This is a genomic window from Candidatus Binatia bacterium, assembly GCA_036382395.1.
Classification (GTDB): Bacteria; Desulfobacterota; Binatia; order HRBIN30; family HRBIN30; genus JAGDMS01.
Genome location: DASVHW010000019.1, coordinates 1 through 17,749, shown reverse-complemented (window position 1 = coordinate 17,749; position 17,749 = coordinate 1). Strand labels below are relative to the sequence as shown.

General features: G+C 63.3%; 14 protein-coding genes. 12 read left to right on the top strand and 2 right to left on the bottom strand.

The window, feature by feature from the left end; genetic code table 11:
* From VF515_01095 to VF515_01080, 4 genes are all read left to right on the top strand, one after another.
* On the top strand, positions 1 to 210 hold a 210-nt coding region (locus VF515_01095; GenBank protein ID HEX7406223.1), incomplete at its 5' end, for a DoxX-like family protein.
* Positions 211 to 219: 9 nt separating this feature from the next.
* Positions 220 to 1,110, top strand: a complete 891-nt coding sequence (locus VF515_01090) for a DUF3419 family protein (protein HEX7406222.1) — start codon at positions 220 to 222, stop codon at positions 1,108 to 1,110.
* Between the two features lie 14 nt (positions 1,111 to 1,124).
* The gene (locus tag VF515_01085) at positions 1,125 to 2,039 is read left to right on the top strand and encodes a prenyltransferase (protein HEX7406221.1); all 915 of its coding nucleotides are present in this window, start codon (positions 1,125 to 1,127) and stop codon (positions 2,037 to 2,039) included.
* Between the two features lie 124 nt (positions 2,040 to 2,163).
* Complete coding sequence (locus VF515_01080; protein ID HEX7406220.1) at positions 2,164 to 2,790, top strand: hemolysin III family protein; 627 nt, start codon at positions 2,164 to 2,166, stop codon at positions 2,788 to 2,790.
* A gap of 60 nt (positions 2,791 to 2,850) precedes the next feature.
* On the opposite strand, the gene murJ is transcribed toward VF515_01080, so the two are convergent.
* A complete protein-coding gene (gene murJ, locus VF515_01075) occupies positions 2,851 to 4,479 on the bottom strand; it encodes a murein biosynthesis integral membrane protein MurJ (GenBank protein ID HEX7406219.1) in 1,629 nt (542 codons plus the stop codon).
* Between the two features lie 177 nt (positions 4,480 to 4,656).
* Positions 4,657 to 4,812: a hypothetical protein gene (locus VF515_01070; GenBank protein ID HEX7406218.1), complete on the bottom strand. Its 156-nt coding sequence runs from the start codon at positions 4,810 to 4,812 to the stop codon at positions 4,657 to 4,659.
* A gap of 654 nt (positions 4,813 to 5,466) precedes the next feature.
* On the opposite strand from VF515_01070, the gene dprA reads away from it, so the two are divergent.
* From dprA to VF515_01030, 8 genes are all read left to right on the top strand, one after another.
* The gene (gene dprA, locus VF515_01065) at positions 5,467 to 6,618 is read left to right on the top strand and encodes a DNA-processing protein DprA (GenBank protein HEX7406217.1); all 1,152 of its coding nucleotides are present in this window, start codon (positions 5,467 to 5,469) and stop codon (positions 6,616 to 6,618) included.
* 3 nt (positions 6,619 to 6,621) lie between these two features.
* Positions 6,622 to 8,922, top strand: a complete 2,301-nt coding sequence (topA, locus tag VF515_01060; GenBank protein ID HEX7406216.1) for a type I DNA topoisomerase — start codon at positions 6,622 to 6,624, stop codon at positions 8,920 to 8,922.
* A 47-nt stretch (positions 8,923 to 8,969) separates the two neighbouring features.
* Complete coding sequence (trmFO, locus tag VF515_01055) at positions 8,970 to 10,361, top strand: methylenetetrahydrofolate--tRNA-(uracil(54)-C(5))-methyltransferase (FADH(2)-oxidizing) TrmFO (protein ID HEX7406215.1); 1,392 nt, start codon at positions 8,970 to 8,972, stop codon at positions 10,359 to 10,361.
* Between the two features lie 67 nt (positions 10,362 to 10,428).
* Entirely contained in the window at positions 10,429 to 13,494 is a 3,066-nt protein-coding gene (gene glnE, locus VF515_01050) for a bifunctional [glutamate--ammonia ligase]-adenylyl-L-tyrosine phosphorylase/[glutamate--ammonia-ligase] adenylyltransferase (protein ID HEX7406214.1), read from the top strand.
* Between the two features lie 36 nt (positions 13,495 to 13,530).
* On the top strand, positions 13,531 to 14,448 hold the full coding sequence (locus tag VF515_01045) for a branched-chain amino acid transaminase (GenBank protein HEX7406213.1): 918 nt from the start codon (positions 13,531 to 13,533) through the stop codon (positions 14,446 to 14,448).
* A 176-nt stretch (positions 14,449 to 14,624) separates the two neighbouring features.
* Positions 14,625 to 15,761: a hypothetical protein gene (locus VF515_01040; protein HEX7406212.1), complete on the top strand. Its 1,137-nt coding sequence runs from the start codon at positions 14,625 to 14,627 to the stop codon at positions 15,759 to 15,761.
* 29 nt (positions 15,762 to 15,790) lie between these two features.
* Positions 15,791 to 17,008 carry a hypothetical protein gene (locus VF515_01035; protein ID HEX7406211.1) on the top strand — a complete coding sequence of 406 codons (1,218 nt, stop codon included), beginning with the start codon at positions 15,791 to 15,793 and terminating at the stop codon, positions 17,006 to 17,008.
* A 187-nt stretch (positions 17,009 to 17,195) separates the two neighbouring features.
* A partial coding sequence (locus VF515_01030) for a hypothetical protein (protein ID HEX7406210.1) occupies positions 17,196 to 17,749 on the top strand: 554 nt, incomplete at its 3' end.

The window sequence follows — 17,749 nt, the reverse complement described above, 5'->3', positions numbered from 1 at the left end:
GGCGTCGTCGAGTGCGGTCTGGCGCTCTGGGTGCTGAGCGGATGGCAGCCGTTCCTTGCGGCGCTGACGCAGACGGCGCTGCTGGTCGCCTTGAACACGAATGGGATCATATTCGCCCGGCACGTTATCCACGACCCGGCGGGCATGGTGGTCAAGAACTTCGCCTTCGTCGTGCTCATGTGGGTCGCGGCGGCGCAGGCGGGCCGTTAGAAACGCACGATGGCGACTGAGACTCCGTGGGAGGCGGGTCGCTTCGATCACCACGGGGGACCGAAGAAGATCCTCTTCGGGCGGATGTACGAGGACCCTTCGATCGAAGAGGAAGCCCTCGGCCGGGGCGGTCGCGTGTTCTGCATTGCGTCCGCGGGCTGTACGGCAATCCGGCTCGCTGAGCGGCACGACGTGGTCGCCGTCGATATCAATCCGGTGCAATTGAGCTACGCGAAGCGCCGGCTCGCCGGCGAGCCCATGCAGATCGGTACGGCCGAGCGGATCATGTCCGTCGGCCGTGCGCTGCTCCCGCTCGCGGGATGGCGCCGTCGCACAGTCCAGGACTTCCTGGATCTCGCGGACCCGGCGGAGCAGATTGAATTCTGGAATCGGCGCCTCAATACGATGGCCTTCCGGATCGGATTCGACGTCATGTTCTCATTGACCGGGCTGCGCGCGCTGTACGCGTCCCCATTCCTCGAGATCCTGCCGCCGCACTTCGGGCGGGTCATGCGGGGACGCATGGAGCGCTGCTTCCGGACCCATCCGAACCGCTCCAACCCCTACGCGCGGGCGCTGCTGCTCGGGGACCTCTCACCCGAGCCCGGCCCGGTCGCGGCGCACGCGATCCAACTCGTCTTGTCCGACGCGGCCTCCTATCTGGAGTCTTGCGCGCCGGGTAGCTTCGACGGCTTCACGCTCTCGAATGTTCTCGACGGGGCCGGCGCCGACTACCGCGATCGGCTGTTCGCGGCGGTCAAGCGGGCCGGAACCCGGGACAGTATCGTCGTCCTCCGCAGCTTCGCGGAGCCGACGGAACAGGCGGCGACCAACCAGGCGGCGCGCGACCGTTCCATGCTGTGGGGAATCGTCGACGTGAGGCCGGCCAGCGCGCTATAGAGGTCGATCGAGCCATGGCCGCGACCCTGACGCTCACCGACGTCCTGCGGATCGTCGAGATCCGGACCAAGATCGTCAGCGTATCGTCCGTCTTGATTGGCACGGCCTACGCCGTGTACTCCACCCATCATCTGTCACTGCTTCTCTTTTTGCTCCTCTTCGTGGCGGCCGAGTGCGTCGACATCGGCACTGCGGGCTTCAACAGCTATTTCGATTTCATCGGCGGTGTCGATACCGTTGATTCCGACGTCGATCGCTACAAAGTGCTCGTCCACCGAGCCATCGAGCCGCGCGTCGCCTTCTGGATCTCCTGCGGCGCCTTCGGGTTGGGCGCGCTCTTCGGGCTGGCGCTCGGCGTCCGCGTCGGTTGGGAGGTGATAGGCGTCGGGGCGCTCGGAATGGCCGTCTCCTTTTTCTACAGTGGGGGTCCGCTGCCGCTTGCACGCACGCCTTGCGGCGAAGTCCTTGCGGGCGGCCTGCTGGGCATGGTGCTGATTGTTCTTTCCACGTATGTCCAGACGCACGAGATCACTTCCGCCGCGCTGCTGCTGGGGTTGCCCTCGACGACGCTGATCGCGGACATCCTGACGGTCAATAACACCTGCGACATTCAAGGCGACGCCGCCGCCGGCCGCAGAACACTCTCGATCGTCCTCGGCCGCTCGCGGTCCCAGGGTGTCATTTATGGACTGGGCGGGCTCACGTATGCACTGGCCTACCTCCTGCTTGCGTTGCGCGTCTTGCCGATCGTTGCGGTGGTACCGCTGACCGCCGCCGCGGTCTTCTCGGCGCGCGAGTTCAGGCGGATGCACCGGCGTGGCTATACGCACGCGACCAAGGGACCCTCCATGGGAAGCATCTCGGGCATCTTCATCGCCTATTCACTCGCGGTGCTGTGCGGCCTCGGGCTCGGCACGGTGGGACGGTAGAGGGATGAGGCTCCGGGCGAAGGCGGGATCGAGGTCGCTTCGACGGCATTACCTGGCTAGGCCCCGGGGTTGATAACGCCTCCCTGGTCGTCTACTGTTTGCCACCTCGACCATGCGTTTGCGTGTGAAAGAACCCTTCAGTTGCTTCTCGCATTTGCTCGGCGTATTGCTGGCCATCCCCGGGCTGGTCTGGCTGATTCTCCGATCGCATGGCGATCCGATGCGTACGGTCGGATTCACGGTGTACGGGATGAGCCTGATCTTGTTGTACTCGGCCAGCACCCTGTACCACTGGCTGCCGCTCTCGCCGCGCAAGGAGGACTGGCTGCGCCGTTTCGACCACACGGCGATCTATGTGTTGATCGCCGGAAGCTACACTCCCGTCTGCCTTGTGACCCTGCGCGGCGGATTGGGCTGGAGCCTCTTCGGCGCCGCGTGGGCCTGTGCGCTCATCGGTGGGGTCATCAAGCTCTTCTTTCAACATCTGCCACGCTGGCTCACCACGGCGTTGTATCTCGGTATGGGCTGGATGGCCGTTGTCGCCTTCGTGCCGTTGCTCCACACCTTGCCAGCGGGCGGATTCAACTGGCTGCTGATGGGCGGCATGTGCTACACCGTCGGCGCGGTCATCTATGGTGTGCAACGCCCCGACCCGCTGCCAAACGTCTTCGGCTTCCACGACATTTTCCATCTGTTCGTCCTGGCCGGCAGCATTTTCCATTTCGTGTTCATGCTGCGCTACGTGGCGTAGCCACCAACCGGCACTGAGGTCCCGCGGGGAAAAAGCTTGCGGGCGTCAGGGTGATACGGATCAGCTCGCCTGATCGGCTTTCCGGCCCCAACGGCGGCGGAACAGCCAGCGGAGGGCGCCGCGCATCGGTTCGTCGCCGATTGCCACCGCGCCAACGAGGACGACACCGCCAAAGATGAGCCCACCACCACCGAGCTCCACCAGTGCGCCGCTGATCCCTCGGGGTATGAAGTGCAACGACAAGTGGGTTACGACGGCGGCGACCGTGGCTATGAGCGCCGCCCGCGCGGCGGTGTCGAGGAGCCGCAGCAACTGCGGCCCACCGTGGAGCCAGCGTGCTAGTAGGAGCGTGGCCAGAGCGTTGGCGCTCATGCCGATGGTGCCTGCCGCGGCGATGCCGAGGACGCCGAAGCGCTGCGCGAGCAAAAGATAGAGCGGGATTGCGGCGATTGCGACTGCGGTGCCGAGGAGCATGGGGCGCCACGTGTCACCGCGGGCGTAGAACGCGCGCACGGCAATCTGTTGGGCGATCCACGCCGGAACCGCCAGGCAGAACAGTGCCAAGATGCTTGCCACTTGGGCGGTGTCCGCCCCGGTAAAGGCACCGTGCTGGTAGACCAACTGCACCATGGGCCGCGCCAGAACGATGACCGCGGCTCCGCCGCAGAGGGCGAGCGCCAGCCCCGCCTGCAAGGTGCGCAACACCAACCGTTTGAATTCGTCCTGCCGGTCCTCCGCCCACAGGCGCGCCAGCGTTGGCAGCGCCGCCGCAGCGATCGCTTGCCCGACCACGGCCACCGGAACTTGCATCAGGCGGCGCGCGTAGGCCAAATGCGCCACCGTTCCGGCGTCGAGTAGCGCTCCGAACCAGCGCCCGTACCATTCGTCGACGGTGAGGAGCGTCTGCCCGAACATCAACGGGGCGGCGACGACGAGATAGCCCAAAAACGCCCGGTCGCTGACGCTGACGCGCACCCGCAGCCGGACGCGCCGGCGGGCGTCCAGCAAAGGTGCCAAGAATGGTCCGAGGATGGCACCCGCCAATGCGCCCCACGCGAAACCCTCTACGCCGATCCCTTGGCGCGGCGCCAGCAGCAGACCGCCGGCAATGATGCCGGCGTTGTAAATCAACGGTGCCGCCGCGGCGGCGCCGAACCGTCCCCGCGCCAACAGGGTGGCATTGACGATGCCGCCCGTGATGAAGAAGATCTGCGCCGGCAGCACGATCCGCGTCAGGTGGACCGTGAGGGCCTGAGTGGGTGGATCGAAATGCGGGAACTGTAACGCCACCAGTGGCTCGGTCCACCACCACAATCCGGCCGTTGCCACTATCGCGATGACGCCAAGTGTGCCCAGGACAGTGGCGAAGAACCGCTCCGCTGCCTCAAGGTCGCCACGCGAGAGATGGCGAGTGTAGAGTGGAAGAAAAGCTACCGAAAGCGCACCGCCTGCGAGCAGGTAGTTGAGTAGATCGGGAATCTGAAAGGCCGCGAAGTAAGCGTCGGTCGAGGCCCGGGCACCGATCTGGTACGCTAACAAGGCCTCACGCCCATAACCGAGGAGGCGGGAGAGCAAGACACTGGCGGCGAGCAGCAGCGCGACGGCGCCTAGGCGGGTCGCCGGACGCTTCTCTGATGTCCCCTCCTGCACCGACTCTGTCACCCGCACGTCACGCACGATCGCTCTCATGCCACGTGCGGCGGTTTCGCTCCAGAGCGCAAGAGGACCGGAAAGAGGCTGCTGATTTGAAAAAATGGACTAACTACGCGGAATCGGCAAGGAACTGTACTGCTCGTGCTTGGGCAAGCAGATGCTCCGCGACCCGCGCCTGCGTGTGTCGAGAAGGTGAAGCGAGGCCGGACCGGGTCAGGCTTCGTCCCAGAACAGCTCTACGTAGCGTACCGGATCCAGCTGGTCGCGCAGACACTCGTGCACGTGAGCTCTGGAAGAAAACGGCTCGCCGCACAAGGCGCAGCGAAACTCTCTGATCGCGGAGATCTCGCAATCCATTGTCGGTTCCATGATGCTCTCCTTTGGCTCGGACCCTCAGGCCGAACGCTTCTGGGAACGGACCTCGGCGCGCAGCTCACCAGTGGCGAGGTCGAGTTCGACCCGCGGCGCGACTTCTATGCACCCGCTGGCGACGGGAGCGACGATTCGCCCGAAACCGAAGGGCCGGCAATCCCATGCCCGGGAAAAACCCGGAAAAGGTAGACGCACACGAATACGTTTCGCGTGCCTAAAGGTTCTGCAATGGTTCTCCATTATTTTACCTCCTTAGCCTCAGCGTCACGCTCCGTGAAGCAGATGTCATGCCAAACTCGCACCCGCCGAGCGGTCCAGCACGATTGGCCCAAGGGTCGCCAAGCTGTCGCAATTAATGGCGATTATGGGAGCAGCGTTTACGAAAACGGCACAGGCGCCGAAGGCTACTCGGGCTCCAGGATCCTTCCCGCCTCTCCACGGGACCAGAGGGACCGGTTGTGGCTGGGCGGCCGAAGTCGGGGCGAGACTGAAAGAGCGCGACGCCGAGCCTGCCGCTCGGCCGCCGGTGCTGCTCCTGCCTGCGAGGGTGGTGCCGCGTCTTGTTCGGAGGGGCTGTCAAACCAACGACCGTGAACCATCATGCGACGGTTGGAGTATGGTTGAATAGCACTCAACAAGACACATTGGTTGATGCGAGCTGTGAAGTTGCGCTACAACGTGGCGGTGGATCGATCGCAACATGAGGCGCGGACCTGGCTGGCGCTGAGAATGGTTCATGGCGTCGGCCCGGTCATGTACCAGGGGCTGCTCCGTGCCTTCGGCACGCCGGCGTCGGTCTTTGATGCCAGCCCACATGCGTTGGTGGGCGCTGGCGTGCGCGCCGAAGTGGCGCAGTCGATTCGTCGGTTCAGCGATTGGCGCGCGGTGGATGAGCAAAGCGAACGCCTGAGTCGGAGCGGTGCGAAGCTGGTCACGTGGAACGACCCGGTCTATCCGGTCAACCTTCGCCAGATCCACGATCCGCCCCCGTTTCTCTTCGTGCAAGGAGAATTAGAGCCGTGCGATGCCACGGCGGTGGCGATGGTCGGTTCGCGCCGCGTCAGCGCCTATGGGCTCCGGTTGGCGCGCGAGATTACGGAGGGGTTGGTGCGTTATGGCGTCACCGTCGTCAGTGGCATGGCGCGCGGCATCGATGCGCAGGCACATTGGACCGCGTTACGCGCCGGAGGCCGCACCATAGCGGTGTTGGGCTCCGGCATTGACGTGGTCTACCCAAGTGAGCATCATGCGCTCTTTCAGGCGATCTCACGACAAGGAGCGGTGGTTACGGAACTCATGATGGGCACGCAGCCGGATGCGGAGAACTTTCCAAACCGCAACCGTATCATCAGCGGCCTCGCGCTTGGTACGGTGGTTGTGGAAGCCACAGAGAAAAGCGGCTCGTTGATTACGGCGACGTTGGCGGCAGACCAGGGCCGCGAGGTGTTTGCCGTTCCAGGCGCCATCGGCGAACGCACCCGCGGCACCCATCGGCTGATTCGTGAGGGAGCGAAACTGACGGAGCGCGCCGAAGACGTAATGGAAGAAATCGCACCGCAACTGCTCGGCCGCGTGGCGCCGCGTGGCGTCGTCGAACTCGCTCCCACTGAGGCGGCGATCGTTGAATGCATGCGCCACGACACCGTCCATATCGACGCGATCATCACCCGTAGTGGGTTGGCGCCGGCAACGGTGCTGCAAACGCTGCTCGACCTGGAATTGAAAGGGGTCGTGCAGCAGCTTCCCGGAAAACATTTTGTCGCCGCGCTGGTTGACGTGCGGCGCACTCCAGCGCAGGTATGATTTATGGCGAAGAATCTGGTCATTGTTGAATCGCCCGCAAAGGCCCGGACCTTGGAAAAATACTTGGGAAAAGACTTCCAGGTGAAGGCATCAGTCGGTCACATTCTCGACCTGCCGAAGAGCAAGCTGGGGGTGGACATCGCGGACGACTTCAAGCCCGACTACCAGGTGCTCCGCGGCAAGAAAAAGATCATCGACGAGCTGAAACGAGCCGCGAAAGGCAAGGAGAACATCTACCTGGCTCCCGATCCGGACCGTGAGGGCGAGGCCATTGCCTGGCACATCGCTGAGCAGATCGGCGGTGGAAAGCAGAAGCTCCATCGCGTGCTCTTCAACGAAATCACCAAGCGCGCGGTGGAGGAAGCCATCCGCCACCCGCAGGAGCTGGATCGCAACTTGTACGAAGCGCAGCAAACGCGTCGCATCCTGGACCGGCTGGTGGGGTATCAAATCAGTCCGTTGCTGTGGAAGAAAGTGCGCCGCGGTCTGTCCGCCGGCCGCGTGCAGTCGGTGGCGGTGCGGATCATTTGCGAGCGCGAGCGCGAGATCCAGGCGTTTGCACCGAAGGAGTACTGGTCGGTCACCGCGCGTCTCGAAGGCGACCACCCGCCACCTTTCGCGGCACGCCTGTTTCGCGTCGGTGAGGATCGTCTGGATCCGGAGAAATTCCGGATCGAAAATGAAGGCACGGCGCAGGCTTTGGTGGAGCGTTTACGGGGGGCGACCTGGGTCGTCGGCCGTGTCGAGCGCAAGGAGCGCCGGCGCTATCCGACGCCGCCGTTCATCACCTCGCGGTTGCAGCAGGAGGCCTCGCGCAAGCTCGGCTTTGCGCCCGGCCGCACCATGCGGATTGCACAACGTTTGTATGAGGGCGTCGAGCTCGGTGGCGAAGGCGCGGTCGGGCTCATCACCTACATGCGAACCGATTCGACCCGCATCGGCCCGGAAGCCCTGCAGGAGGTGCGGCAGTTCATCGGCGAGCGCTTTGGCAAACCGTATCTCCCGGAGAGCGCCATCACGTATCCGAGCAAGAAGGGCGCGCAGGACGCGCACGAGGCCATCCGCCCGACGGCGCTCAGCCACGCTCCCGAACGAGTCGCGCCGTACCTCTCCAAGGAGGAGTCGGCACTGTACACGCTCATCTGGAACCGCTTCGTCGCCAGCCAGATGACGCCCGCGGTGTTCGATCAGACCACCGTCGACATCACCGCAGCGGACACCCTCTTTCGCGCCACCGGCCAGATCATGAAGTTCGACGGCTTCATCCGCGTGTACACCGAGGGACGTGACGAGGAGCGCAAGGAAGGAGAGGAAGAAGACGAGTCCGAGCGCCAGCTGCCGCCGCTGACCGAAGGAGAGCGCTTGCGGCTGCACGAACTCCTTCCCGAGCAGCATTTCACTCAGCCGCCGCCGCGCTTTAGTCAGGCCACGCTGATCAAAGAGCTGGAAGAGAAGGGCATCGGCCGGCCGTCGACGTACGCCACCATCATGACCACGATCCTGAGCAAGGAATACGTCGCCGAGGACAAGTCCCGGCGGCTGCGTCCTACCGAGCTCGGGTTCCTCATCACCGAACTGCTGGTCGACGCCTTTCCGGACATTCTCAATGTCGAGTTCACCGCCGGCATGGAGGACGTGCTGGATCAGATCGAGGAGGGCAAGCAGCAATGGGTGGCGGCTATGCGGCGCTTCTACGATCCCTTTGCTCGCGATCTCGAGCATGCCGAAGAGCGCATGCGCGACGTCAAGCGCGAAGGTCAGCCGACCGATATTTCGTGTACGTCCTGCGGCGCCAGCATGGTAATCAAGTGGGGGCGCGGCGGCGAGTTCCTGGCCTGCCCGAAGTATCCGGAGTGCAAGAACACGAAGAACTTCACCCGCGACGCCGAAGGCACCATCCGGGTGGAGGAGGCACAGCAGATCGACGAGAAGTGCGAACTGTGCGGCCGGCCGCTACAGCTGCGCTTCGGCCGTTACGGCAAGTTCCTCGGCTGCTCCGGATACCCCGAATGCAAGAACGTGCGCCCGCTCGTGCGTCCCGTGCCCACCGGGGTTGCGTGCCCCGACTGCGGCCAGGGCGAGATCGTGGAGAAGCGCTCGCGCTCCGGCAAGACCTTCTACAGCTGCAATCGGTACCCGCAATGCAAATTTGCCACCTGGGAACGCCCCGTGCCGGAGCCCTGCCCGCAGTGCAAGGCGCCGTTCGTGGTGGAGAAAACGACCAAACGCTACGGCACCGTCCGCCGCTGCTTGAGCGAAGGTTGCAAATACCAGGAGACGGTCGCTGAGGCGGAAGCGGTGTGAACCGCAGTCAACCGTTCACTATCGACAGTTGAGCGTCAGACAAGATCATGCCGGGTTCGGTTACCCAGGACTCAGGACTCGGGACTCAGTGCCCTGTCACAATCATCGGCGGCGGCCTTGCCGGGTCCGAGGCGGCCTGGCAGTTGGCGCGCCGCGGGATCCCCGTTCGGCTCTACGAAATGCGTCCGCTGTGCCCGACGCCAGTGCATCACACTGACCGGCTGGGTGAGCTGGTCTGTTCCAATTCCTTTCGCAGCGCCTCGCTGGATTCGGCCGTCGGTCTGCTGAAAGAAGAGATGCGCTGCCTGGGCTCCGTGGTCATGGCAGTTGCCGATCGGACTGCCGTGCCGGCGGGTGTGGCACTGGCGGTCGACCGGGAGTTGTTTGCCGCCCAGATGACCGAAGCGATCACCTCGCGCTCCGAGGTTACGCTCGTGCGGGAAGAACTCACCGCGCTGCCAGCCGGTCTCACCATCGTCGCCACCGGCCCGTTGACCTCGCCGGCTCTCGCCCGCTGTCTGCAAGAGGTTCTCGGCGAGAAGTCTCTGTATTTCTACGACGCCATCGCGCCCATCGTCACGGCCGAATCGGTCGATCGGCGCATTGCGTTCTTGGCATCGCGGTACGGGAAAGGGGGCGATGACTACCTCAACTGCCCGCTGTCGCGCGACGAGTACTATCAGTTTGTCGAGGCGGTGCGGAGCGCGCAGACCATGCCGACGAAGGAGTTCGAGCGCTGTATCTACTTCGAAGGCTGTATGCCGATCGAAGAGATGGCGCGGCGTGGGCCCGACACGTTGGCTTTCGGGCCCATGCGTCCGGTGGGACTCATCGATCCGCGCAGTGGCCAGCGCCCCTTTGCTGCGGTGCAGCTGCGCCAGGACAATCACGAAGGCACGCTTTTCAACATGGTCGGATTTCAGACGAAGATGACGTATCCCGAGCAGCGCCGGGTATTCCGCATGATCCCGGGGCTCGAAAACGCCGAGTTTGTCCGGCTCGGCTGCTTGCATCGCAACACCTTCGTCAATTCGCCGCGCCTGCTGCAGCCGACGCTGCAACTGATGGGTCGTCCACAGACGTTTCTCGCTGGGCAGCTCGTTGGCGTCGAAGGCTACGTCGAATCCGCCGCGGCGGGGCTGTTGGCGGCCATCAACGTGTCGCGGCTGCTGGCGGGGGCGGCCTGCATCGTTCCCCCGGCGACCACGGCGCTCGGCTCATTGGTCCGCTACGTCACCGACCGTGGCCGCCGCGAGTTCCAGCCGATGAACGCGAACTATGGTCTGTTTCCCGCCATCGCCGGCCGCGAGCGGGGCCGCGAGAAGCGCCGGCATCTGGCGGCGCGCGCCTGCAGCGACCTGCGGGCGTGGATGGCGGCGCATGCGCTTGACGAGCAACCCTACACCGCCGCTCGCGTGGGTGAATCGTTGATCCGTTGATCGTTGAGTCGCTGACTTCTTGCAGTTGGAAGCCAATGATTCGATGATTCGATGAGGCAATGGTTCGATGGAAGTATCCGGCGCACTTCTTCACCGCTTGGGAGCAGATCACGAACGGGTAGCCCGCTTGGCGCGAACCTTGGACTCGGTGGCCCCGGGGCTGGCGAATCGCGTGCCGATGCTGCTGGCTGCCGCCGCCGACCCTGCCATGGCTCTGGCCGGGTGGGAACGCTTGCTCGAGGCAACGGCCGACCCGGCCGTGATCGCCGCACTGAGCCCAGAAGAGCTGTCGGCGCTGTGCACCCTGCTCGGGGGAAGTCAGTCGCTCAGTAACACTTTGCAGGCGTTGGGCGCGGAATGGCTGACGTTGTTTCGCGAATGCTACGCGGCTGGTAGGCGCTCCGCCGCGGATCATGAACGCGAGCTCGGTGCCGCCGTTGACGAGCCCTGGGAGCCCTTTTCCAGCCAACTCCGTCAACTTCGCCATCGCCAATATCTGCGCATCGGACTTGCCGACCTCACCGGCCGTTACCCGGTCGAGACCACAATGGCGGAACTGAGCGAGCTGGCGGCGGGTCTTTTCGCCGCAGCCTGCCGTTGGGCACGGCGGATGCTGCGTGAGCAGTACGGCGATTTTCCGGTCGGCTCTCCTCAGGACGCAGGACTCAGCACGCAGGACTCTTTCGTGGTGCTCGCCATGGGCAAGCTCGGCGGCGGCGAGTTGAACTTCAGCTCCGACGTGGACGTGATGTATCTCTATGCCGCGGGAAGCCAGCAAACCGCCGGCGGGCCGCGGGGAACGCTCCAGGCACGAGAGTTTTTCACCCGTCTTGCCGAGCTGGTGACGCGCGCTTTGCAGGAGGTCACCGCGTCGGGATTCGCCTTCCGCGTCGACCTGCGGTTGCGGCCTGAAGGGGTGAATGGCCCGATCGTCAACGCCCTCAATGATGCGCTTGTTTACTACGAAGCCTATGGCCAGACCTGGGAGCGCTCGGCCCTTATCCAAGCACGTCCCATCGCCGGCGAGATGGAACTCGGCGAGCGCTTTCTCCGTGAGATGCGCCCCTTCGTGTATCGGCGCTACCTCGACTACACGACCATCGCCGACATGAAGGAGATGAAGGCGCGGGTCGAGGCCCAGTTGGGTGAGAAAGTGGGGCACGGCAACGTCAAGCTGGGCCGCGGTGGCATCCGCGAGATCGAATTCCTCGTGCAGGTGTTGCAGCTCGTGCATGGCGGGCGCGACGAGCGGGTGCGAGGGCGTGGCTCGCTGTCGACCTTGGCGAAGCTGACTGAGACGGGCTATTTGCCGGCCGATGAAGGTCAAGCGTTGATGCAGGCGTACCGCTTCCTGCGCCACGTCGAACACAAGATCCAGATCGTGCACCAACGCCAGACTCACGCTGTGCCCTCGGACGTGCGTGAGCAAGAAACCCTGGCGCGGCGTCTGGGCTACCGCGGGGACGACGTGGTGACGCAGATGTGGGCGGACCTGACTCGGCATACGGAGCGGGTGCGTCGCGCCTTCGAGAAGCTCTTCTACGAACCGGCGGCGGAAACGCAGCGGTCCGCGGACGCCGAGGTCGTCGAGTTGCTGCAGACCCTGGAAGCTCGCGAAGGGAGCCTCGCTCGCTTGAAGACCCTGGGTTTCACGCGGCCGGAGAGCAGCTACGACGACTTGCTCCTGCTGCGCGACGGCCCGGTGTCGGCGCCGGCGCGCTTGCGTCGCAAGCAAGCGCTCTATGACATCGCACCGTCGTTACTGCGCACGATCCTGCAATCCGCTGATCCGGATCTCGCGCTACGCAACGTCGCCACCTTCATTTCGTCGGTTGGCGCCCGCACCAGCTTCCTCGCCTTGCTGCGCGAGAACCCGGGCACGCTGCGCATGCTGGTCGAACTGTTCGGGGGGAGCCAGTTTCTTGCCAATGCATTCATTCGCCACCCCGAGCTGCTCGATACGCTGGTGCGGGCGGATCTGGTCCGGGTTTACCGCACGGCGGAGGACCTCGCCGCCGAGTTGCAGGCCGTGCTCTCCGCCGATGGTGACTTCGAAGAGTCACTCGAGGCCCTGCGCCGTTTCCGCAACCAGGAGTTCCTGCGCATCGGTATCAATGATCTCCAGTCCCTGCTGCGGCCGGAAGAGGTGAGCGCCGAGTTGACCAGCTTGGCGCAGGTGTGCCTGCAGAGCGCCTGCGACGTCGCTGCGCGGGATGTGTGTGCGCGCTATGGCTGCGGCGAGCTGCCGGGACAGCTTGTGGTGCTGGGGCTGGGAAAGCTCGGCGGCGGCGAACTCAACTACAATTCCGATCTGGATCTGATTTTCGTCTACGAGGAGCCGCAGACGGGGACAACACCGCTGCCGAGCCTCGAATTCTTCTCGAAGCTTGCACAACGCCTTATCACCGTCTTGCAGGTGGCGACGCGCGAGGGAATCGTGTACCGCATCGACACCCGGCTGCGGCCGTCCGGACGATCTGGCCCGCTGGTGTCGTCCCTGGAAAGCTTTCGCCGCTATCACGAGACCAGCGCGCAAATTTGGGAGCGGCAGGCGTTGGTCAAAGCGCGCCCGGTGGCAGGCACACCGGCCCTGGCGCAGCGGGTGGCCATGATCATCTCCAACTTTGTCTATCGTGCCTCCTTGCGCGCTGAGGAGGTCAGCGAAATTCGCCGGCTACGCTGGCGCATGGAGCACGAGCTAGCGCGGGAGAGCCGCGAACGGGTCAACATCAAGACCGGGCGTGGCGGACTGGTGGACGTGGAGTTCTTGACGCAGATGCTCCAGCTTCACTACGGCGCAAGCGATGCCAGCGTCCGGGTCGGCAACACGCTAGGGGCGTTGGAGGCGTTGGCGTGGGCCGGCGTGCTCCCCGGAGAGGATCATCGGTTACTCGCCGACGGCTATCGCTTCCTGCGCCGGGTAGAAAATTCACTGCGGCTGGCATATGACCGACCTGTCGAGGATCTCGATCGGACGCAGATGGACTTGAAGCGGATAGCCAAGCGCATGGGCTTCGAAGGCGGAGCTGAGGAAATCGGCGACTTGTTGTGGCAGGAGTTCAGCGTGCGGCGGGAAGCGATTCGAGGATGTTACGAGCGGTGGTTCGACCGCATGGAAGCGGAATTGAAGTGAGCGGGCGTTTTGGCGCAGCCGAGGGGAAGGTTCACCGTGGAGAAGAGCGACTACATCTGGTTTGACGGTCAGCTGGTGGAGTGGGACGCGGCACAAGTCCACGTCCTGACGCATACGCTGCACTATGGTCTCGGCGTCTTCGAGGGCATACGCTGCTACGAGGGTCGCAGTGGCCAGCCGGCGATCTTCCGATTGCAGGAACACGTGGATCGGCTGTTTGGTTCGGCGCATATCCTCGGCCTCACCATTCCCTTCAGCCAGGAGCAGATCAGCAACGCCTGCGTCGAGACCGTCCGGGTCAACAAGTTCCGCTCCTGCTACATCCGACCGATCGTCTTCCTGGGGGCGGGTGAAATGGGGCTGGCGGCTGTGCACAACCCGATACGGGTGGCGATCATCGTCTGGTCGTGGGGAGCGTACCTTGGAGAGGAAGGCGTACGCAAAGGCGTGCGGCTCAAGACCTCATCGTTCCAACGGATGCACGTGAACACTCACATGACCAAGGCCAAGGCCGTCGGCAATTACGTGAACTCTATTCTGGCGGCCGTCGAAGCGCGTCGGGGTGGGTACGACGAGGCCATGATGCTCGACGTGGATGGGTACGTCGCCGAGTGTAGCGGTGAGAATATTTTCATTGTTCGTGGCGGGCGGGTGAAGACGACACCGCAGACGTCGATTTTGGCCGGCATTACCCGTGAGTCTGTCCTGACCATTTTGCGCGACCACGGTGTGGAGGTCGTCGAGGAGCGCTTCTCGCGAGATGAGGCGTACTTGGCGGACGAGGTCTTCATGACGGGCACAGCCGCAGAGGTGACCCCGGTACGAGAGATTGACGATCGGCAGATCGGGCCGGGACGTCCCGGCCCGATCTGCCAGGAGTTGCAACAGCGCTTTACCATGATCACGTGTGGCGAGGACGCCAATCATATCGGCTGGCTCACGCCGGTCAAATGAGTGGCGTGCGGAACTTCGCACGGTATCTATCTTTTCGTTGACTTTGATTGACAGCCCCGGCCTCGGAGGTCTATAAAGCGCACTTGTCACGTGGTGTTGTTTGGGCGGACACCGAACGGGAAACGCCTGTGCTAGAGATTCCCGGTGGGGTGATGCGATCGAGGACCGTGGGACCGATGGGAAGTGAGAAGGGGATGATCCGGCGCGGCGGCCTGGCGCTGATTTTCGCGTTCGTCGCCAGTGCCCTACCCGTACACGCCGACGTTACCACCGAGCGCAGCAGTTCGATCCTGATCTTCCCGAAGGTGGTGTCGGAGACGTCGACCGTCGACACGATCATTCAGATTTCCAACACTTCGAACTCGATGGTGTTCGCCCACTGCTTCTACGTGAATGCCGCCCCGCTGGACCCGACACATCCCCCCAGCGTGTCGAATCCGCCCCAGTGGCAGGAGGTGGATTTCGATATCTTCCTCACCAAACAGCAGCCCACGCACTGGGTCGCGTCGACGGGCCGGCGGGTCCAGGGCGACGCTCCGACGGACAAGATCTGCAGCCTCAGCTTTCGTGACTGCAACGGTGCGGGGTTCGATCCGGGCGCCATCCCGCCGGTCGCCGACACGTTCACCGGTGAACTCAAGTGCATTGAGGTGGATTCGTCTGGCGCGCCAATCAATGGCAACCACCTGAAAGGTGAGGCCACCATCGTGACGGTGGATGGGGACGCGAGCAAGTACAACGCCGTCGGGATCATGGGGTTGAATAGCAACTCGGGCTCAAACAACGGGGACACGACGCTGTGCCTGGGTGGTGGTACGAGCGAAAGCTGCCCGACTGGGGCTGAGTACAATGCCTGTCCGCAGGCGCTCCTCCTCGACCATTTTGCCGGCGGGGCCAGCAATCCCGCCATCGACGAGCTGGCGAGCGTGAAATCGAGTGTCACGACGGAGCTGACACTGGTGCCGTGCACGGAGGACTTCGAGAACCAGATTCCCGGGCGGGTGGTGGTGCAGTTTCTGATCACCAACGAATTCGAAGAACTCTTTTCGACGAGTACCACGGTAACTTGTTGGTCGAATTTCACCCTGTCGGCTGTCAACTCGGTTTTCCTGGAGGGGTTTCTCGGCTCGCGCTTTGCCCAGACGCGCATGACGCCGGCGACCAGCGACCAACCAGGATTCGTTGGGGTGGCGGAGGAGTTCCATTATCTGTCTGCGGACGCGACCGGGAAGCACAGCCGCGCGGCTGTGAATATACACGGCGAAGGTGCCCGCCCGAACGCCGACCTCATCGTCTTACCGGGGGGATTCTGATGCAGCCCTGCGGTAGGCCAGCCGGGACTATGAGCCGCAAGATCGGTGGCGTCGTGGTGGCGTTTATCACGGCGGTCGCTCTGGCTGCGCGCGCCGATGTGGCATCCGACCGGGCTGCTGCCATTCTGGTTTTTCCGAAACTGGTGGTGGATACGAGCGGTGTCACCGCACGCGGGCCGGTGGATACGCTGATTCGCATCAGCAACACCTCGGCGCAGCCTATCTCCATGCGCTGCTTCTACGTGGATGCCACGCCTCAATGCAGTAATAGCTCGGGCAGTTGCATGTCCACGCCGGTGACGTGTACCGGAACCTGCCAGCCGCAGTGGCAGGAGAGGGATTTCTTCGTCAACATCACCGCCAACCAGCCGGTTGCCTGGTTGGTGTCTCAGGGTGCAATCGGGTGTTCGGAGGGTCCGACTCCTGGCGTGCCGTGCTTTCCGCTCACCACCAACGGACAATTCAGTCCAAACGGTCAGACGAATAACGGCAGCAATGTCCCGCCAGCACCGGAGGACCCGTTCATCGGCGAGCTGAAGTGCATTGCCGTCGACCAGAACGATGTGCCGGTAGAACGCAACGATCTGAAGGGGGAGGTCGAGATCGTCCGCTCGACTACCGGTGTCGTCGATGTCGAGAGCTACAACGCCATCGGCATTCCGGCCATTCCCGGGACCAACAACGGCGACAATACCTTGGTGCTGGGTGGATATGTGTGCGCTGGCGGCACCAAGGCACAAAACATCTGTGCCGGTTCCTCCGACTGCCCGGGCGGCACGTGCGTAAGCGCCGGCGAGTACAGCGGATGCCCAAATATCCTTATTTTGGATCATTTTTTTGATGGGGCGGACGATCCGGTTTCGGGCGATCGGGTGACCACGGATCTGACTCTGGTGCCGTGTTCGGAGGATCTTTTGACCCTGACACCGGTCACGACCCCGGTCCAATTCCTGGTGTTCAACGAGTTTGAGCAGCGTTTTTCAACCAGTCGCCTCATCAAGTGTTTCCAGGAATTCACAATATCGAGCATCGATACTCCCAGCCCCGACAAATCCATTTTCAGTGCGGCGGTGAATGGGACGTTGACTGGGCAAACTAGAATTCGCGGCGTGGCCGATCAGCACACGGACCACGGACACGCGATTTTGGGTGTGGCGGAGGAGTTTAGGCAAGGGGGCGGAACGGCTGCATTCAACCTGCATTTTAACGGCAGCCGCCCGCAGAGCGACTTCATTTATCTCCCGTAGGATGCAAAGTGGCAAAAAAAGGGCCTTTTGACTTGACAACTTGGCACCTCACGGATATAAGGCCGACACTTGATCGAGGGGTTCGCTACGGCGAATTCGGTGCGGCGTGATCGAAAGGAGGAGGGTAATGCGTAGGCAGCGAGGGCTAGTTGGGCTCACGGGGCTGGCGACGCTGGTCGGATTGGGGATGTTTGCCCAGCCGGCCATGTCGGGTGTCACCACTGAGCAAAGCGCGTCAATATTGGTGTTCCCTAAGGTAATTGCCGACGGAACACGGGACACCATCATTCAGATCACCAATACCTCCAACGTCATGCGGCATGCGCACTGTTTTTACGTTAACGCGCCGTCGTGTACGGAGATCGACTTCGACATTTGGCTGACGAAGCAACAGCCGACCCACTGGGTCGTGTCGAGAGGGCGTCAAATGTATCCGCTCGACCAGGATTGCCGCAACGTGCCGTGCGATCCGAATACGTCTGGAGGCCCGCGGGCTGGAATTCCCGACCTGAATCTCGACCCCATTGCTGTCGCCAATTGCTGCGATGCGGGTTTCGATCCCGCGCGCGTGCCGCCAGTCGCTCCTGATTTCACCGGCGAGCTGAAGTGCGTTGAGGTCGATTCGAGCGGCGGTCCTATTTCGGGTAACTCGCTGAAGGGTGAGGCCACGATCGAGGACGTAGCCAGTGGCGACGTATCGAAGTACAATGCCATCGGGATCAAGGGCAACAACAATAACAA